The sequence below is a fragment of the Rhodopseudomonas sp. genome, assembly GCF_048594845.1.
In the GTDB taxonomy this organism is placed as follows: domain Bacteria; phylum Pseudomonadota; class Alphaproteobacteria; order Rhizobiales; family Xanthobacteraceae; genus Rhodopseudomonas.
This window is the reverse complement of sequence record NZ_JBMDXE010000317.1, coordinates 36492-52708: the sequence shown is the minus strand read 5'-3', so window position 1 is coordinate 52708 and position 16217 is coordinate 36492. Positions and strand designations below refer to the sequence as shown.

General features: G+C 65.3%; 16 protein-coding genes and 1 tRNA gene. 10 read left to right on the top strand and 7 right to left on the bottom strand.

The genetic code is table 11. The features are described 5' to 3' along the window. Nucleotides 1–526: 526 nt before the first annotated feature. The gene (locus ACOJTD_RS21175; RefSeq protein WP_420134831.1) at nt 527–1996 is read right to left on the bottom strand and encodes a porin; all 1470 of its coding nucleotides are present in this window, start codon (nt 1994–1996) and stop codon (nt 527–529) included. A gap of 504 nt (nt 1997–2500) precedes the next feature. On the opposite strand from ACOJTD_RS21175, the gene ACOJTD_RS21170 reads away from it, so the two are divergent. Further along, complete coding sequence (locus ACOJTD_RS21170; protein ID WP_420134830.1) at nt 2501–3010, top strand: MarR family winged helix-turn-helix transcriptional regulator; 510 nt, start codon at nt 2501–2503, stop codon at nt 3008–3010. 58 nt (nt 3011–3068) lie between these two features. Here the strand turns inward: ACOJTD_RS21170 and ACOJTD_RS21165 are convergent. Continuing rightward, nucleotides 3069–3153, bottom strand: a tRNA-Leu gene (locus ACOJTD_RS21165). 165 nt (nt 3154–3318) lie between these two features. Here ACOJTD_RS21165 and ACOJTD_RS21160 point away from each other — a divergent pair. After that, nucleotides 3319–3864, top strand: coding sequence for a disulfide bond formation protein B (locus tag ACOJTD_RS21160; protein WP_420134829.1), 546 nt, complete (start codon nt 3319–3321; stop codon nt 3862–3864). A gap of 10 nt (nt 3865–3874) precedes the next feature. On the opposite strand, the gene ACOJTD_RS21155 is transcribed toward ACOJTD_RS21160, so the two are convergent. Then, the gene (locus ACOJTD_RS21155; protein ID WP_420134828.1) at nt 3875–4954 is read right to left on the bottom strand and encodes an AbrB family transcriptional regulator; all 1080 of its coding nucleotides are present in this window, start codon (nt 4952–4954) and stop codon (nt 3875–3877) included. A 167-nt stretch (nt 4955–5121) separates the two neighbouring features. Between ACOJTD_RS21155 and ACOJTD_RS21150 the strand changes: the two genes are divergently transcribed. From ACOJTD_RS21150 to ACOJTD_RS21135, 4 genes are all read left to right on the top strand, one after another. Next, entirely contained in the window at nt 5122–5637 is a 516-nt protein-coding gene (locus ACOJTD_RS21150) for a hypothetical protein (RefSeq protein WP_420134827.1), read from the top strand. A 97-nt stretch (nt 5638–5734) separates the two neighbouring features. Continuing rightward, nucleotides 5735–6118, top strand: coding sequence for a CidA/LrgA family protein (locus ACOJTD_RS21145; protein WP_420134826.1), 384 nt, complete (start codon nt 5735–5737; stop codon nt 6116–6118). Beyond that, nucleotides 6115–6837 (top strand): LrgB family protein, encoded by a 723-nt coding sequence (locus tag ACOJTD_RS21140; RefSeq protein WP_420134825.1) that lies wholly within the window; start codon nt 6115–6117, stop codon nt 6835–6837. Before ACOJTD_RS21145 ends, ACOJTD_RS21140 begins: the two co-directional genes overlap by 4 nt. A gap of 244 nt (nt 6838–7081) precedes the next feature. Further along, the gene (locus ACOJTD_RS21135) at nt 7082–7525 is read left to right on the top strand and encodes a hypothetical protein (protein WP_420134824.1); all 444 of its coding nucleotides are present in this window, start codon (nt 7082–7084) and stop codon (nt 7523–7525) included. A gap of 7 nt (nt 7526–7532) precedes the next feature. Here the strand turns inward: ACOJTD_RS21135 and ACOJTD_RS21130 are convergent, their stop codons facing one another. Together ACOJTD_RS21130 and ACOJTD_RS21125 are read right to left on the bottom strand one after the other, a co-directional pair. Then, nucleotides 7533–8594 carry a phospholipase gene (locus ACOJTD_RS21130; protein WP_420134823.1) on the bottom strand — a complete coding sequence of 354 codons (1062 nt, stop codon included), beginning with the start codon at nt 8592–8594 and terminating at the stop codon, nt 7533–7535. 177 nt (nt 8595–8771) lie between these two features. Beyond that, a complete protein-coding gene (locus ACOJTD_RS21125) occupies nt 8772–10463 on the bottom strand; it encodes a methyl-accepting chemotaxis protein (protein WP_420134822.1) in 1692 nt (563 codons plus the stop codon). A 465-nt stretch (nt 10464–10928) separates the two neighbouring features. Here ACOJTD_RS21125 and ACOJTD_RS21120 point away from each other — a divergent pair, with 465 nt between their 5' ends. Continuing rightward, a complete protein-coding gene (locus tag ACOJTD_RS21120; RefSeq protein ID WP_420134821.1) occupies nt 10929–12050 on the top strand; it encodes an AI-2E family transporter in 1122 nt (373 codons plus the stop codon). A gap of 75 nt (nt 12051–12125) precedes the next feature. On the opposite strand, the gene ACOJTD_RS21115 is transcribed toward ACOJTD_RS21120, so the two are convergent. Next, on the bottom strand, nt 12126–13007 hold the full coding sequence (locus ACOJTD_RS21115; protein WP_420134820.1) for a LysR family transcriptional regulator: 882 nt from the start codon (nt 13005–13007) through the stop codon (nt 12126–12128). A gap of 113 nt (nt 13008–13120) precedes the next feature. Between ACOJTD_RS21115 and ACOJTD_RS21110 the strand changes: the two genes are divergently transcribed. From ACOJTD_RS21110 to ACOJTD_RS21100, 3 genes are read left to right on the top strand one after another with little or no spacing between them, the layout of a single operon-like run. Beyond that, the gene (locus ACOJTD_RS21110) at nt 13121–14428 is read left to right on the top strand and encodes a dicarboxylate/amino acid:cation symporter (protein WP_420134819.1); all 1308 of its coding nucleotides are present in this window, start codon (nt 13121–13123) and stop codon (nt 14426–14428) included. 53 nt (nt 14429–14481) lie between these two features. After that, nucleotides 14482–15321: a bifunctional allantoicase/(S)-ureidoglycine aminohydrolase gene (locus ACOJTD_RS21105; RefSeq protein ID WP_420134818.1), complete on the top strand. Its 840-nt coding sequence runs from the start codon at nt 14482–14484 to the stop codon at nt 15319–15321. After that, nucleotides 15318–15824, top strand: coding sequence for an ureidoglycolate lyase (locus tag ACOJTD_RS21100; RefSeq protein ID WP_420134817.1), 507 nt, complete (start codon nt 15318–15320; stop codon nt 15822–15824). Before ACOJTD_RS21105 ends, ACOJTD_RS21100 begins: the two co-directional genes overlap by 4 nt. 66 nt (nt 15825–15890) lie before the next feature. On the opposite strand, the gene ACOJTD_RS21095 is transcribed toward ACOJTD_RS21100, so the two are convergent. After that, nucleotides 15891–16184 (bottom strand): hypothetical protein, encoded by a 294-nt coding sequence (locus tag ACOJTD_RS21095; RefSeq protein ID WP_420134816.1) that lies wholly within the window; start codon nt 16182–16184, stop codon nt 15891–15893. Nucleotides 16185–16217: the final 33 nt, after the last annotated feature.

Below are 16217 nucleotides of genomic sequence, written 5' to 3'. Positions count from 1 at the left end.
ACGAGGGGCCGGTTCGGCAGACGCAGACATTCCGCCGTCGCAAGGCTGCTCAGCTTGAGCGCCGGCTCGAGGCGAAATCTCTTCAAGGACGCCAAGCGAGGCGATCTTGGACCCTCAGAAACTCGAAAACCTCCGGCAGGGCATTGCCGGAGGTTTCTTGGAGGTATTACAGAAGGAAAGAAGTCGTAGCGATCTCCTTCGCTCAGGCTCGGCGAGAGCACGCCGCGCATGAACAAGTATATGATCATTTCCGTTGAGTTCAATAGGTGATTTACTCATCTATTGTTCACGAGGCGTTCGGATCTGACATTTCCTCGCAGCGATGCACGCCGTACACACGCGTGGTTTCGAGGTCGTGGCACGTCGTCTGCACATCGTTACCAATCAGCCCGCCACCCGATCATCACCTCGCGGCGCGACTTCCGTCGGACAACTCGCATCGATCGCGCGAATGCAAACGAAAACCCCGGCGGTTGCCCGCCGGGGTTCGATGGCTGTCTGACTGATTTCGTCTCGGGGACGAGGATCAGAACGTGCGCTGAACGCGGAGGTTGCCGCTCCAGACGCCCTGGTCCTTGTACTCGTAGGTCGCGCCCGCCGGCTTGGTGGCGCCCGGCGCCGTCAGGACGACGAGGCCGCTGTTGGCCTGATCGAGGTAGGTGTACATGACTTCGCCCGACAGCGTCAGGTTCTTGACGGGAGTCCAGCGGGTGACGGTGCCGATCTGCGCAATCCGGAAGTTCGGATTGTACGGCGTGCCGTAAGCCGTCGAGATCAGAGCCGTAGCGTTCGAGTTGAAGTCCACCGCGCTGTACGATCCGAACAGCGAGCTCGACCAGTAGGGGTTCCAGTTGTGGTTGAACGCACCACGCACGCCCCAGGCGGTCGTCTTCTCGATGTTGGTCCCGACGACGTTGTTCAGGCCGCCGAACACACCGTCCGGCGCGCTGGCGAAAGCAATGCTCTGATACACGCCGGCGAGGCCGGAGTTGCCGTAGATCGCGAACGAGTTCGGGCCGACGCCGCCGATGACGTAACGGGTCGCGCCGTTCGAGTAGGTGGCGGTGATGTTGAAGCTGTCGCCGGGGCCGGTCGGCAGGTTCTTAATCGACAGGGCGGCCTGGACGGCGTAGCCCCACGTGTCGCTCGGGTGACCCGAGGTCTCGAGCGACGGCGTGTAGTAGCTGGCGCGCAGCTGATGCGCCGCGGCCGACACCTGGAACAGGCCCCAGGCCTGGTCGACGCGCACCTGACCGACGATATCCGGAACAGCGACGCCGGCGTAGGAGTTGGTGCCGAACACGCCAGCCGGATAGGCGGCGTTGATCTGAGCAGCCGTCAGGCCCGGATTGCTGGTGTTGTACAGGCCAGACTGCAGGTAGGACGACGGATCTTCCAGCGAGATCGCGGCCGACACGCCGTTGCCGAACTGCGCGGTGTACGAGATCTGGTTGATGCCGGTGACGTCATCATAACCGCCGATCAGGAAGGACGTGTTGTTGCCCGGGTAGCCGGTCCAGGGCGTATCGAACTGCGACACCGCCTTACCGAAGGTGAAGCCGGCGAACTGCACGAAGGCATAGTAAACGCCGAGCGTACCACCGGCGACGCCGTCACCCGAGGTCCAGTTGAAGGTCGCATCGAAGTACGTGCGGACCACGCCGTATTCGGTCGCGGTGCGGGTGTCGATGTTGAGATCCTGGCGCGACCGGAAGATGAAGTTGTTGGCGAGGCGGTTCTTCTGGCCCGCGTTGCCGTTCCAGGCGGGGGCGTTGTAGGCGCCGGAGCCGTAGAGCGTCGCGTCGGCGCGGGTATAGCCGCCGAGCTTGATGCAGGTGTCGGTACCCGGGATGTAGTAGAAGCCCGCCCCGTAGATCGAGCAGACCTTGACGTACTCAACGGCCTTGGCCTTCAGCGGCAGATCGGCGGCCTGAGCGCTCCCAACGGCGATCACCGCCGCGGCCGAACTCAGGGCCAGAAACTTGATGGTTTTCATACGACCCTCCAGGTCTACAAAGTGGAAGGGCCTGCAGGTCGATGCCTGAGGTCGGCCCTGGTACTTCGATGTCCGCCGGCCTCGATGCGCGGCGCACGTGACGGGACGATTCGTGTTTTGCCCCACCCGTCACGGAAAGATCATGATTGATTTTATCACCTGAGCAAATTCGTTTATGAACTCACTGATCTGATTTGTAGTTAGCGTGGTATTTGCGCAACACGCGCAACACACGCCCGCCCGTCAGCGCTTGCGCGCGCCGCAAGGAATTTATCCTTCGCAATACAGATGCCGCAACGCAGCGAAGGCGGGGCTCGACAGTCCCGCCGATGGCCTCGCGATACAGAACGAGTGGTTGTCTGGAACGGGCTGAAGTGAGCGTCCCGGCAAGCGGCAAATGACGCACTGCAAGGCAACAAGCGCCGCAGTTTTGCCCATTACCTAATCCACTCAACCGTGTAGAATACATTACCTCTCATTCGCACATGGAGCGCCGGAATCGGGATGCGAGAGAAGACCAAGCTCAGCCCTGTACCTTCGCGGTCGTCGGTACAGCCGGAAACAGCACGGCGCTTCACCGCGACGATTGCCAGCATCCACATCTTCCTCGACGAAATCCGGACCTTCTTCGCCAAAGACCTCGGTATCACCGGACCGCAGGTCTCGATCATGATGACCATCAAGGGCCTCGACGAAGCGGACGGCGTTTCGGTCCGCCATGTCGCGCGGGCCCTTCACGTCGACCCGTCGTTCATCACCACTCAGACCAAGCTGCTCGAGAAGAAGGGGCTGGTGCGGCGGCTGACCGATCCGACCGACGCGCGGGTCGTGAAGCTGTCGCTGTCCGACAAGGCCACCAAGCAGATTGCTGCGATGACGGTGGACGAATGCTCGGTCAACGATGTGGTGTTTGCCGATCTGACCGACGACGAGCTCGATCAGCTCAACGATCAGATGAACGAGTTCAAGGAGCGCCTGGAAAAGACCTGCCGGAGACTGGCGGGGGGCTTCTGAGCCGATTGGGACAGAAAGCTCGATAAAGCCAGAGGCCGGCAAGACGAACAGAGCCGAATGGTGCCCCTGGCCGGGATCGAACCAGCACTCCTTGCGGAACTCGATTTTGAGTCGAGCGCGTCTACCAGTTCCGCCACAGGGGCCCGCGCCGCCGGACGAGCCGGCAGCGAAGCGGCCGGGACTATAGCGGCCGGGGAGTCCGGGTCAACCCGGCGGGCCGAGCGCGGCGCCTACACCGCGGTTTGATCGGCGGCCGTCTCGACAGCGCCGCGGCTGCGCGATACGACGCGGCAGATCCGGAGATCACCGTGACGGCCAATCTCGTCGAACAATCCCGCATCGGCGCCCGGCTGGCGCGCGGCGCGCGCATCGCCCAGAACGTCGCGCTCACTTACGCGGTGATCGCCGCCGCGGCGCTCGGTGCCGCCTGGTATTTCCAGCTCGCGCTGGACCTGCAGCCCTGCCCGCTCTGCCTGGAGCAGCGCTACGCGTATTATGTGGGGATCCCGCTCGCAGCGCTGCTGGCCTTCGCGGCGTGGCGCGAGGCACCGGGTTCGCTGCTGCTGTCAGGCCTCGCCGTCGTGGCGCTGCTGGCGCTCGGCAATGCCGGTCTCGGCGCCTATCATGCAGGCGTCGAGTGGAAATTCTGGGCCGGCCCGACCGACTGCAGCGGGCCGGTGCTCGATCTCGGCAAGGCCGGCAGTCTACTCGACCAGCTCGACAAGGTGAAAGTCGTGCGCTGCGACGAGGTGCAGTGGCGCTTCCTCGGCCTCTCGCTCGCCGGCTACAACGTGCTGGTATCGCTGGCGCTGGCGGCACTTGCCGGCTGGGGCATCGTCCGGATGCGGCGCTGACGGCGCAATCTCAATCGTCGAGATCGTCCGGGCTGCGTCCGAACCAATGCACGATCCCTGGCGTCACGATCGACACGTAGATGAAGCGTGACAGATGATGCGCGCCGACGAACACCGGATCGATGTGCAGCGTCAGGGCAAGCGCCATCATGGCGTCCATCGCGCCCGGTGAAAACGCCACTACGAGGTCGGCCAGCCGCACCGGCGTGGTCAGGATGATGGCCACCACGAACACCGTCGAAATCGCGATCGCCACCGCGAACGAGCCGAGCGCGGCGCCCAGATAGCTGAGGATGGTGCGCAGCTTGATCGCCCCGAAGCGCGAGCCGATCAGGGTGCCGATCCCGACCAGCGCCGGCAGATAGGCCCATTGCGGCAGCGTTCCTTCGACCAGCCCGGAGCCGTGCAGCACCGAGGAGCCGAGCATCGCGCCGAACATCCAGCTCGCCGGGAAGTTGATCAGCCGCAGCAGCAGCGACGCGCCGATCGCCACCACGCAGAGCTCGATCAGAACCAGCGGCGTCGCCTCTGGGCCGCGCGACGGCAGCGGTCCGTGCGCCATCATGCCTGTCGCCGCCAGCAACAGCGGCACTGCGCTGGTCAGAATGATCACTCGCATGATCTGCACCACGGCGATGCCCGGCACGTTGGCCTTGCGCTCGGTCGCCAGCATGATGATCTGCGACAGCGCCCCGGGGCTGCCGGCGAGTAGCGCCGAGGTGCGATCCCAGCCGTGGACCCGCTGCAGATAAATGCTGCTGCCGAAGGTGGCGCAGAAGGTCGCGACCGCCAGCAATCCGATCGTCAGCGGATAGGACGACAGATTGTGGATCATCGCCGGCGACACCATCGAACCGAGCGAGACGCCGAGCGCCATCAACACGATGTGCGAGAGCGGCGGAGGCAGCCCCATCTTGCGGCCCGCGAGCCCCGCGGCCGCGACTGCCACCATCGCGCCGGTGATCAGCCCGCCCGGAAGCTGGGTCCAATAGAACAACCCGCCACCGGCCGTGCCGATCGCGATGGTTTCGATCACGTTGATGGTTTTGGACCGCCAGCCCGGGGCGGTGAGGGCAGGATTTTCTGACACGCGACCTTATCGCAAATCCAATTACCGCCGGCAAATGCGAACCACGCGCGCCGCCATGCCGACGACGCACGCGAGCGGTAATCGCCACGAGCTAATCAGTTCGCAATTGTAAGCTCACAGTCCATCGCTAGGATGCTGCCCGCTCATCATCCCCAGGAGACTGGACCATGACGGAACGACGATTTGCAGCGCCCGCCGGCCTTGCCGCAACGGCTCTGCTGTTGCTGGTCAGCGCGACGCCCGGCCATGCGCTCACCGCGCAGGAGTGCAGTGCCAAGTATCAGGCGGCGAAAAGCGGCGGAACGCTGAACGGACAGAGCTGGAACGATTTCCGCAAGGCGCAATGCGGCAGCGACGCCGCAGCTGCTCCGGCCGCGAGCGACGCCAAGACCGCCGAGACCAAAGCGTCCGAGACGAAATCGACGGAGGGCAAGGCCGACGACGCCAAACCTCCCGCGAAGCCGAAGGCTGCCGCAGCTCCGGCCGCGGCCCCGGCCGGGCCGGCCACCTTCCCCACCGCCGTCGATGCGAAATTCGCCAAGGAGCCCGCGGCGCGCGCCCGGCTGCACACCTGCGCCGAACAGTGGAAGGCCAATAAGGCCGCCAACACCACCGGCGGCCTGAAGTGGATCCAGAAGGGCGGCGGCTATTGGAGCGAGTGCAACAAGCGGTTGAAGGGCTGAGGCGGGCGCCCACCCAGCTGCGGCGCGCGGGGCGGTGATTTGACAGCCCCGCGCAAACCGGCTCATCCGTTCGCCTCACGGAAATTCGGGGTGTCGGATGATAGCTAGTCTCGGGCTGATTCTGCTGTGCCAGCTCGCCGCCGAGGTGGTGGTGCGTGCGCTCGCGCTACCGCTGCCCGGCCCGGTGGTCGGGCTATTGTTTCTGCTGCTGCTTTTGCTGGCGCGGGATCGCTTTGGCTGGCTGGCAATCGGGCCGCTGCGCGACAACGGCGTGGAAAACGCATCGAAGGGCATGCTGGCGCATCTGTCGCTGCTGTTCGTGCCGGCGGGGGTCGGCGTCATCCAGCAACTCGACATGATCGCCAGCCATGGCATCGCCATCGCGCTGGTGCTGGCCGGCTCGGTGCTGATCACGCTCCTGGCGACCGTGCTGACGTTTTTGATCACCGCGCGGCTGCTGTCGATGTGGGGCTCGCGATGAGCAGCAATCCGTTCTCGCTGTGGGTGTATCTGTCTCAGACGCCGCTGCTGTGGCTGACCGTGACGTTGCTGGTGTATGCGGCGACTGACGCGGTGTCTCAGGCGTCCGGCCGCAACCCATTGGTCAATCCGGTGCTGCACGCGATGTGGATCATCGGTGCGTTTCTTTGGGTCACCGGCACCTCCTACACGACGTATTTCGGCGGCGCGCAGTTCGTCCACTTCCTGCTCGGCCCGGCAACGGTCGCGCTGGCAGTGCCGCTTTATGAAAACCGCCACCAAGTGGTCGCCGCAGTTGTGCCGATGGCCGTGGCGCTGGTGGTCGGCTGCATCGCCGCCATCGTCTCGGTGGTGGTGCTCGCCCAGCTTGCCGGCCTGCCCGACGTCGTCGTGCTGTCACTGGCACCGAAATCGGTGACGGCCGGCGTCGCGATGGGGATCAGCGAGTCGCTGCACGCCGATCCGTCACTGACGGCGGTCGCGGTGATCATCACTGGCATCATGGGGGCCATCGTGGTCACGCCGCTGATGAACGCGATGGGCATCCGCGATTTCCGCGCGCGCGGCTTTGCGGTCGGCCTCGCCTCCCACGGCATCGGTACCGCCCGCGCCTTTCAGGTCGACGCCATCGCCGGCGTCTTCGCCGGCATCGCCATGAGCCTCAACGCGCTGATCACCGCCCTGCTGGTGCCGGTCTTGGTGACGCTCCTGATGAAGTAAGTGGCTTGCGCCTCGCGGCGCTCGGCTGGAATCGGCGCTGTCTTGGCAGCGCGCCGCCACGCATTGCAGCGCGATAGGAAGTAGCACGACCACTCTGAACAACTGGGTCGCCCGGTCGAGCCGCGCGATGACCTTGGTGCGTGGTTGTCGCCTTGTGATTTGACGCGCCCCTGCAACCCGCTAGGCTGTTGCCAGCCTCTTAGCCTCGAGGGCGCCGACCATGAGCAATGCGACGGCACGATCAGTGGCATCTGTTACTCCGCAGCAGATGCAGGCTCCGACCTATCGCCGAGCCATCGCACTGATCGCCGTGGCTGCCGCGATCGCAGTCGCGCTGCTGGCGTCACCGCCAGACGCCACCGCGGTCGCCATCCGGCAAACCGATCCCGAACTGATCCTGCTCCTGCGCTTCATGGCCGTGGTGAAAGCCACCCTCGCGCTGGCCGCGCTCGGCGTGTCACTGTGGCGGCTCGGTCATCCGGCCTCGCCGGTGCTGGCGTTGGGCTACTCGTTCGCCCCCGCGCTGATGTGCGCGGCGCCGATCGTGATCTGGCAGATGACCCACGTCGCCGCAGGCGCCGCGCTGTTTCAAGCCGGCTTCGCGACGCTGCTGCTGTCACTCTACGCGGATCGCGGCCAAGCGACGGAGCTGGCGAAAGCCGCGGCGCCGCGGCTTGGTCGCGCGTGAACCGGGCTCACTTCAGCCAGTCGAGCAGCGCCGTGTTGATCTCGCGCGGATAGGTGTGGCTGAGATCTTCGATCTCCCGATAGGTCACATCCGCACCGGCCACGACCAGCGCCTGCTGCGCCTGCCGGGCCATCTCGACAGGAAACATCCAGTCATGCCGGCCGTGCACGATCTGGATCGGCAGCCCGCGCAGCCGCTCGGCGTCGGCAATGCTGGCGATCATCGGATGAAAGCTCGCCGCGATCGGCGCCAGGTGCGTGAAGGGCGACGCGGCGCCGAGCCCGCTGACGTAACAGAACGTGCCGCCGTCACTCAGCCCGGTCAGTAGCAGCCGCTGCGGATCGATCGACCAGCGCGACCGCACGAAGGCGACGATTCGTTCGAGGTTTGGCGTATCCGCATCCTCGCCCATCAGTGCCCACGTCGGGCCGAGCGCGGTCGGCGCTACCACGATGGCACCGTGGCTGCGCGCCTCGCGTAGCCAGCTCCACAGGAACAATCGCCCATGGCCGCTGCCGCCGTGCAGCGCCACCACCAATGGCCAGGTCCGGTCCGGCGTGTAGGTCTCGGGCACGTAGAACGAGAAGCCGCCGCGACTGCCCGGATCGTTGTCGTGATGAAACACGCCGCTGTCCGGATGCTTCTGAGTCAGGCGGGCGCGCAGATCCTCGTCGGCGCGCGCCTGTTCGTCGAGAAACAGGTCGGAGACCGGCGGCAATGTCGCGGCCAGCGGATACAGCGCTTCCATCGCGCGGGGCAGATGCCGCAGCGCGCGAAACACGGTGACGAGATCGCCTTCGCCGGCCTCGGCGGCACGCAAAGCATCGAACGACGCCAAGACGTGATCGCCGGCGATCTGCAACGGGCCGCGCAGATGCGCGAAGGCGTCGGGCCAGTTCGCCAGCCGCGGCAGCTGCGCGCGCAGATCAGCGTCTGGCGAGCCCGCCATCCGCATCACCTCGCCGAAATCAGGCGGATGCAGATAGCGCGCAACGAAGCCGAGCGTCTCGACCGACTGCAGCAGCGGCGGCAGCAACGCCACGATGTCGTCGACCACCGCGTCGCTCATCGCTTGTCCTTCCAGATCAACCTCGCCGCGCCGCGTCGGCGCGCGCTCTCCGCGCGACACTGTCAGCCCTTCCGGCAAACCGCAAATCCGTCGGATGCGGCGCGCCGACAAAAAAGCGCCGCGCGAAACCGGTCGCGCGGCGCAGGCGGGATAAGACGATGGAACGTTCGGCAGCGCTCAGGCGGCCCGCACGGTCTCAAGGAATTTCGCGACTTCATTCTTCAGCTTGTCGCTGTCCTGCGACAGCGACCGTGCAGCGGACAGAACCTGATTGGAGGCCGAACCGGTCTCGGTGGCGCCGCGCTGTACGTCGGCGATATTGGCCGACACTTGCTGGGTGCCTTCGGCCGCCTGCTGAACGTTGCGCGAGATCTCCTGAGTGGCGGCGCCTTGTTCCTCCACCGCCGACGCGATGGTGGAGGCGATTTCGGACATCTTGGCGATGGTCTCGCCGATCTCGCGGATCGCCTTGACGGACGAGCCGGTCGCATTCTGGATTCCGCCGATCTGCGCGCTGATCTCGCCGGTGGCCTTCGCGGTCTGTTCGGCCAGCGCCTTCACCTCCGACGCCACCACGGCGAAGCCGCGACCCGCCTCGCCGGCCCTCGCCGCCTCGATCGTGGCGTTGAGCGCCAGCAGGTTGGTCTGCCCCGCGATGGTGTTGATCAGCTCGACCACATCGCCGATCCGCGCTGCCGCCGTCGACAGCTCGCCGACGCTGGCATTGGTGGCCCGCGCCTGCTCGACGGCTTCGCCGGCGATCCGGGCGGATTCCTGCACCTGCCGGCTGATCTCGGTGATCGACGACGACATTTCCTCGGTCGCCGACGCCACCGACTGCACGTTTGTGGAGGCTTCCTCCGAAGCCGCGGCAACTGCGGTGGTCAATTCCTGGGCATGTCCGGCCGTGGCGGTGAGGGTGCCGGCCGAGGCTTCCAGCTCGGTGGAAGCGGAGGTGACGGTCGCGACGATCTCGCTGATCGCGCTTTCGAACTGCCGGGTCGCCGTATCCACCCGTTGGCCGCGCGCGATCTTCGCTTCGGCTTCGCGGGCCGCCGCTTCATCGGCGGCCTTCTTGGCGATCAGCGCTTCCTTGAAGATCTGCAGCGCATCCGCCATCGAGCCGATCTCGGTGGTGATGCCGCGATACGGCACCTCCGCGGTCAAATCACCCTGTCCGAGCGACTGCATCGGCTTGATGATGCCGTCGATGCCGGCGATCACGTCGCGGATCACCAGGAAGCTGGCGACGACGCCGAACAGAATGCTGGCGGCCAGGATGGCGAGAATGATGTAGAAGGCGGACGAGTAGGTCGCGTCCGCCACCACCGTGGAGTCGTCCGCACCCTTGTCGTTCAGCGCCACATCCTTCTGCAGCAGCTCGTCCATCTTCAGACCGAGCGGATTGGCCTGCTTGAACAGGATATCGGTCCCTTCCATCGAGACCTGCCCCAGGGTCTTGCGGGACGCTTCGATGATCTTCGCCCCCACCGCCTTGTATTCGATCCATTGAGCCTTCCAGCTCTCGTAGATCTGTCGCTCCTCGGGGGAAGAGATCAGCGCCTCGTAGGTTTGCTGCGTCTTCTGGATCCGATCGTCGAGCTCGAGGATGCGCTTCTCGACGCCCGCCTTCCCTTCGGCGGTCATGTCGAGCATGTGGTTCCGGAGCGCCGTCCGATAGTTCAAGACATTGTAGCGTAGCTCGCCGAGGATACGGACGCTCGGCAGCCAGTTCTTGGCGATGTCGATCGTCGCAGTATTCATCGATTGAAGTTTGAATATCCCGAGGGCGCCCAGTCCCGACATGGCGATGAGGAGCGCAGCCACGAGCGTCGTGATCTTCGCGCGAATTGAAAATTTTGCCAGCATGGTTGTCTTCCTGCCGTCCGAGGACGTCCGGCGCCTGGTGTGTAGTTACGTGATGATGCCCGTGGTAATACGAGGTTGATACCAACGTCGTTCACCCGCAGCCCCGGAAATCGTCCGGCGTTGGTGAGCTGAATGTTGCGATCTGGAGATTTTTGCTTGGTTAATTATCCGGCTCGTATCTCTACGGAGATACTTGAGGCCAAGAGCGACAGGCCGCCGTGGCTCACGCGGCCGACGGCAAGATGACGCGCCGCGCGCCCTTTGCGCCGCCCAGCATTTCAATTCCCGATGTAATGACTTACCGTGACGCGCGAAGCGCCGGTTTTGCGGCGGCCACGCGAGGGGTTGTACCCCGGCGATCCGGCCCGCCACCCAGACCTGGCGTCGTATATTGTGCAGACCGTCACGGAGCGAATGGCGACCTGGGTCGTTAAGGTCCGCAACGGTCGAGGAGATCAAGTGGGAATGCGCGCGTCGGAGAATCCGTTCTTCATTCTGCTGCTGGTGGCGGTTTCGATCGGCTTCGGCTGGATCCTGCTGCCGCTCTACAGCGCGGTGCTGTGGGGCATGGTGATGGCGATCATCTTCGCGCCGCTCAACCGGCGCCTCGCCCAGCTGTACGATGGCCGCCGCAACCTCGCGGCGCTGACGACGCTGACGATCATCATCATGCTGGTGCTGCTACCGCTGTCGCTGATCGGCGCCGCACTGGCCCAGGAAGCCAGCCAGATGTATCGGCGGGTGGACTCTGGGGACGTCGACATCCTGCGCTATCTGAAGCAGGTCATTGCCGATCCCCCCAGCTGGATCAGCGGTTTCCTCGATCGCTTCAACATCGGCAGCCTCGCCGATCTGCAGCAGCGGCTGTCGAGCGGGCTGATGCAGGGCAGCCAGTATATCGCCAGCCAGGCGATCGGCATCGGCCAGGGCACGCTCGAGGTCGTGGTCAATCTCGGCGTGATGCTCTATCTGCTGTTTTTCCTGCTGCGCGACGGCGATCTGCTGGCTGGCCGCATCCGCCGCGCGATTCCGCTGCCGGTCGAGCAGGAGAGCCAGCTGCTGCGCAAATTCGCCGTCGTGATCCGCGCCACCGTCAAGGGCAACATGCTGATCGCGCTGATCCAGGGTGCGCTCGGCGGCGTGATCTTCTATCTGCTCGGCATCAAGGGCGCGCTGCTATGGGGCGTGGTGATGGCGTTTCTGTCGCTGCTGCCCGCGGTCGGCGCCGGGCTGGTCTGGCTGCCGGTCGCGATCTACATGATCGCCACTGGATCGATCTGGCAGGGCGTGGTGCTGATCGCCTTCGGCACGCTGGTGATCGGCATGGTGGACAACGTGCTGCGCCCGGTACTGGTCGGCAAGGATACGCGCATGCCGGACTATGTGGTGCTGATCTCCACGCTCGGCGGCCTGCAAGTTTTCGGCCTCAACGGCTTCATCATCGGACCGGTGATCGCCGCGCTGTTCATTGCCACGTGGGACATCTATTCGATCGCGCGGCAGCCGGCCGACACCCAGGCGCTGACCGCGAGCACGCCGGCGATCGCCCCTCTGGCCCCGAATGATCCGGCGCGCGCCGACAGCTAGCACGCAACCATCTTCAGGAGAGGGGCGCCGGGGCAGACAAGCTCCCGACCACGGCCTCGCAGCGTCCCTCTACATTCAAACGGAGGCGTGACCGAGCGTCTGGACCAGGCTGACGAACTGATCGACCAGCGGATTCGCTGTCGCGGTTCGCAGCGCATGTACATCAGCATGGATCGGCGCGCCGCCGAGCGGCCGGTACACCACATCCTGATGCGCCAGCTTGCTGACGAATTCCGGAATGATCGCGACGCCGAGGCCGGCGGCGACGAGGCTGGTCAGCGACGCCGACTCGACCACCTGATGGGTGATGCGCGGCGCGAATCCGGCCTCGAAGCAGCATTGCCACAGGTACTTGGCGAACAGCGAGTCATCGAGACGTAGAAACACGAAACTCTCATCGCGCAGATCCGCCAGCATCACCGCTTTGGCCGCGAGCTTGTGGCCCCTCGGCAGCACGACACGGACTTCCTCCATCCAAGCCAAGACGCTGACGATGTCGACGTCCTGCGGCGGACAGCGCAGAAAGCTCAGGTCGGTCTGCCCTGCCTTCAACGCAGCGATTTGCCGGTCGGGCGACATCTCGTGGATCCGCAGATCGACGTCCGGATAGTTCAGGGCGAATTGCTGGATGGCGCGCCCGAGCGGTCCGGTCAGGACCGATCCGGTCAATCCGAGATTCAGGATCCCGGCGGTGCCGGCTCCGATCGAGCGCGCGCGCTGCACGGCATCCTCGGCCCGCGCCAGAATAGCAAGCGCCTGCTTGAGAAAGTCCTCTCCGGCGCGCGTCAGCGCGACCCGCCGCGTCGTCCGTTCGAACAACGTCGTGCCGATCTCGGCCTCCAGATCCTTGATCTGCTGGCTGAGCGGTGGCTGCGCGACGCCGAGGCTCTCGGCGGCCGCCGTGAAGTTGAGGTGCCGCGCGACGGCGACGAAATAACGGAGGTGCCGGATTTCCATAAACGGCAATCATACTCCGAACCTCTCAATCCAGACATAGGAAATATTTGACGTCTAGAAACCCAGCAGTGATTGTTCGGCAGGCTCCAACGCTCAGAACCAGGACCATTCCGATGAGGCAGTTTTTCACGTCGCTGTTCGGGCAGGTGGTTGCTGCCCTCGTGCTGGGTATCGTCATCGGCGCGCTGTGGCCGGAGGTCGGCGTGGCGTTGAAGCCGCTCGGCGATCTGTTCATCAAACTAATCAAGTTCGCGATCGCACCGCTGGTGTTCGGCGTGGTCGTCCACGGCATCGTTGGTGCCGGCGACCTCAAGAAGGTCGGCCGCGTCGGATTGAAGTCGCTGATCTACTTCGAGGCGGTGACGACGATCGCGCTCGCTCTCGGTATCGTCCTCGCTTACGTGTTCCAGCCGGGTGCCGGCATGCACGTCAACACGGCGACGCTGGATGGATCGGCGCTGGATGGCTATACCAGCCACGTCAAGGAAGTCACCGGCTTCGTCGACTTCCTAATGCGCCTGGTCCCGACCACCTTCATTGATGCGTTCGCCAAGGGCGACGTGCTGCAGGTGCTGATCATCGCCCTGCTGTTCGGCGCCGGCCTGTCGATGCTCGGCGAGCGCGGCAAGCCGCTGGCCGACAGCATCGAGCGGATCACCGAGGTGCTGTTCAAGATCATCGGCATCATCGTCAGACTGGCGCCGCTCGGCGTGCTCGGCGCGGTGGCTTTCACGGTCGCCAAATACGGCATCGGCTCGCTCAAGCAGCTCGGCCTGCTGGTCGGCCTGTTCTACGCCGGCGTCGCGCTGTTCGTGTTCGGCGTGCTCGGCGGCATCATGCGGCTGGCCGGCTTCAGCCTGATCAAGCTGCTCGCCTATCTGCGCGAGGAATTGACCGTGGTGGCCGGCACCGCGTCGTCGGACAGCGTGTTGCCGCAGGTGATGCGCAAGCTCGAAGGCCTCGGCATCAAAGACTCGACCGTCGGCCTGGTGATTCCGACGGGCTACTCGTTCAATCTCGACGCCTTCTCGTTGTATCTGACCCTGGCGACGGTGTTCATCGCCCAGGCCACCGACACGCCGCTGTCGTTCGGCCATCTGCTGATCATCCTCGGCATCGCGCTGCTGACCTCGAAGGGCGCCCATGGCGTGCCCGGTTCGGCAATCGTCGTCCTGGCGGCAACGCTATCGGCGGTGCCCGACATTCCGCTGATCGGCCTCGTTCTCGTGCTGTCGATCGACTGGTTCGTCGGCATTGCCCGCGCGCTCGGCAATCTGGTCGGCAACTGCGTGGCCACCGTGGTGATCGCCGCGTGGGAGGGTGATATCGACCGTGCCCAGGCGAAGCGCGTCCTGAATGGCGAAGTCAGCACCGACGCCGCGGCGATCCTCGAAGCGCCCGCCGTGAAAGCACACGCCTGACGGCGGGGCCGGATCGACAGACGATAATGCAAGAAACGACTGGGAGAGGCCCGATGAACGCCCCGATCTACAATCCGGCCTGCGGCGGCCTGCCGCCGCAAAGCGCGCTGCACACCGGACGCGCGGTGTTCACCGAAGCCTATGCGGTGATCCCGCACGGCGTGATGAGCGACATCGTCACCAGCCTGCTGCCCGGCTGGACCGGCACCCGCGCCTGGATTCTGGCGCGGCCGCTGTCGGGCTTCGCCGAGACGTTCACGCAGTATCTGATGGAAGTAACGCCCGGCGGTGGCAGTGACGCGCCGGAGCCGGACCCGCAGGCCGAAGGCGTGCTGTTCGTGGTCGGCGGCGCCGCGACGCTGCATCTCGACGGCCAGCCGCACGAACTGCGCGCCGGCAGCTACGCGTATCTGCCGCCCGGCGCCGGCTGGAGGCTGCGCAACCACGGCAGGGAGCCGGTCCGCTTCCACTGGATCCGCAAGGCCTACGAATTCGCCCGTGGCTTCGACACACCCGATGCCTTCGTAACCCACGAATCCGAGATCGAGCCGACCGCCATGACCGGCACAAACGGAGCATGGGCGACGACGCGCTTCGTCTCGCCGGAGGATCTGCGCCATGACATGCACGTCAACATCGTGACGCTGCAGGCCGGCGCCTCGATCCCGTTCGAAGAGACGCATGTGATGGAACACGGGCTGTTCGTGCTCGAAGGCAAAGCGGTGTACCGGCTCAACCGCGACTGGGTCGAGGTCGAGGCCGGCGACTTCATGTGGCTGCGTGCCTTCTGCCCGCAGGCCTGCTACGCAGGCGGCCCCGGCCGCTTCCGCTATCTCTTGTACAAGGACGTCAACCGTCATCCGGCGCTTGGCCGCGGCGGCTTCCGCCGATGACGCCGCGGACCATCACCGCGCAGCCGCTGACCGCCGCGGCGTTCGCGCCGTTCGGCACGCTGATCGACACCACGCAGGTCGCGCCGCGCCCGATGAATGCCGGCATGGCCCAGCGTTTTCACGACCTCGCGGCGATTGAGGTCACCGGCGAAGGCGCGCGCGTGGTGGTCGGACTGGTTCAGGCGCAGCCTTATCCGCTGCCGCTACGACTTGGCCTGGTCGAGCGCCATCCGCTGGGATCCCAGGCATTCGTGCCGTTGAATGCCGCGCCGTTTCTGGTGGTGGTGTGCCCGGATGAGGCCCGCAGGCCCGGCGCGCCGCAGGCTTTTGTCACCGCCCCACATCAAGGCGTCTGCTACGCGCCGAATATCTGGCACGGCGTGCTGACGCCGTTCGGCGCCGCGCAGGACTTCGTGGTGATTGACCGCGGCGGCCCGGGAATCAATCTGGAAGAGTACCCGTTCGACGAGCCCTGGATCGTGCAGCTGCCGGCCAGCCGCTGAGGGTACACCGCGTCGGCTGTCGGTCACCTGCTTCGGATCCGATCTGATTTTCAGCGACCTTTGCGCTCAGCGCGCAAAAACCTTTGCGCCAGGAGACGGATCTAGCGGACGCCCCGTCGAATCCACCGGATCGGCGGGAGTCTGTTTCGCGGCCGCGACGATGCGGTCGGCCAAGCCGGCGGGAGCCCGCACCGGCGGCCCCGCCAGCGCTTCGCGCACCGCCCTGGCGCTATCCAGCAGGCTCTGCGCCGCCACGGAGGCGGCGAGCAGATGCTCGGCCGCGCGGCGCTGATCATCCGGCCAACGGGATGGATCATCCCCCAGCCGGTCGATCAGGTCCTCGAACTCCGCAATATCCATCGCACGCTCGATGAGAGGGCTGGCATGTCGTCG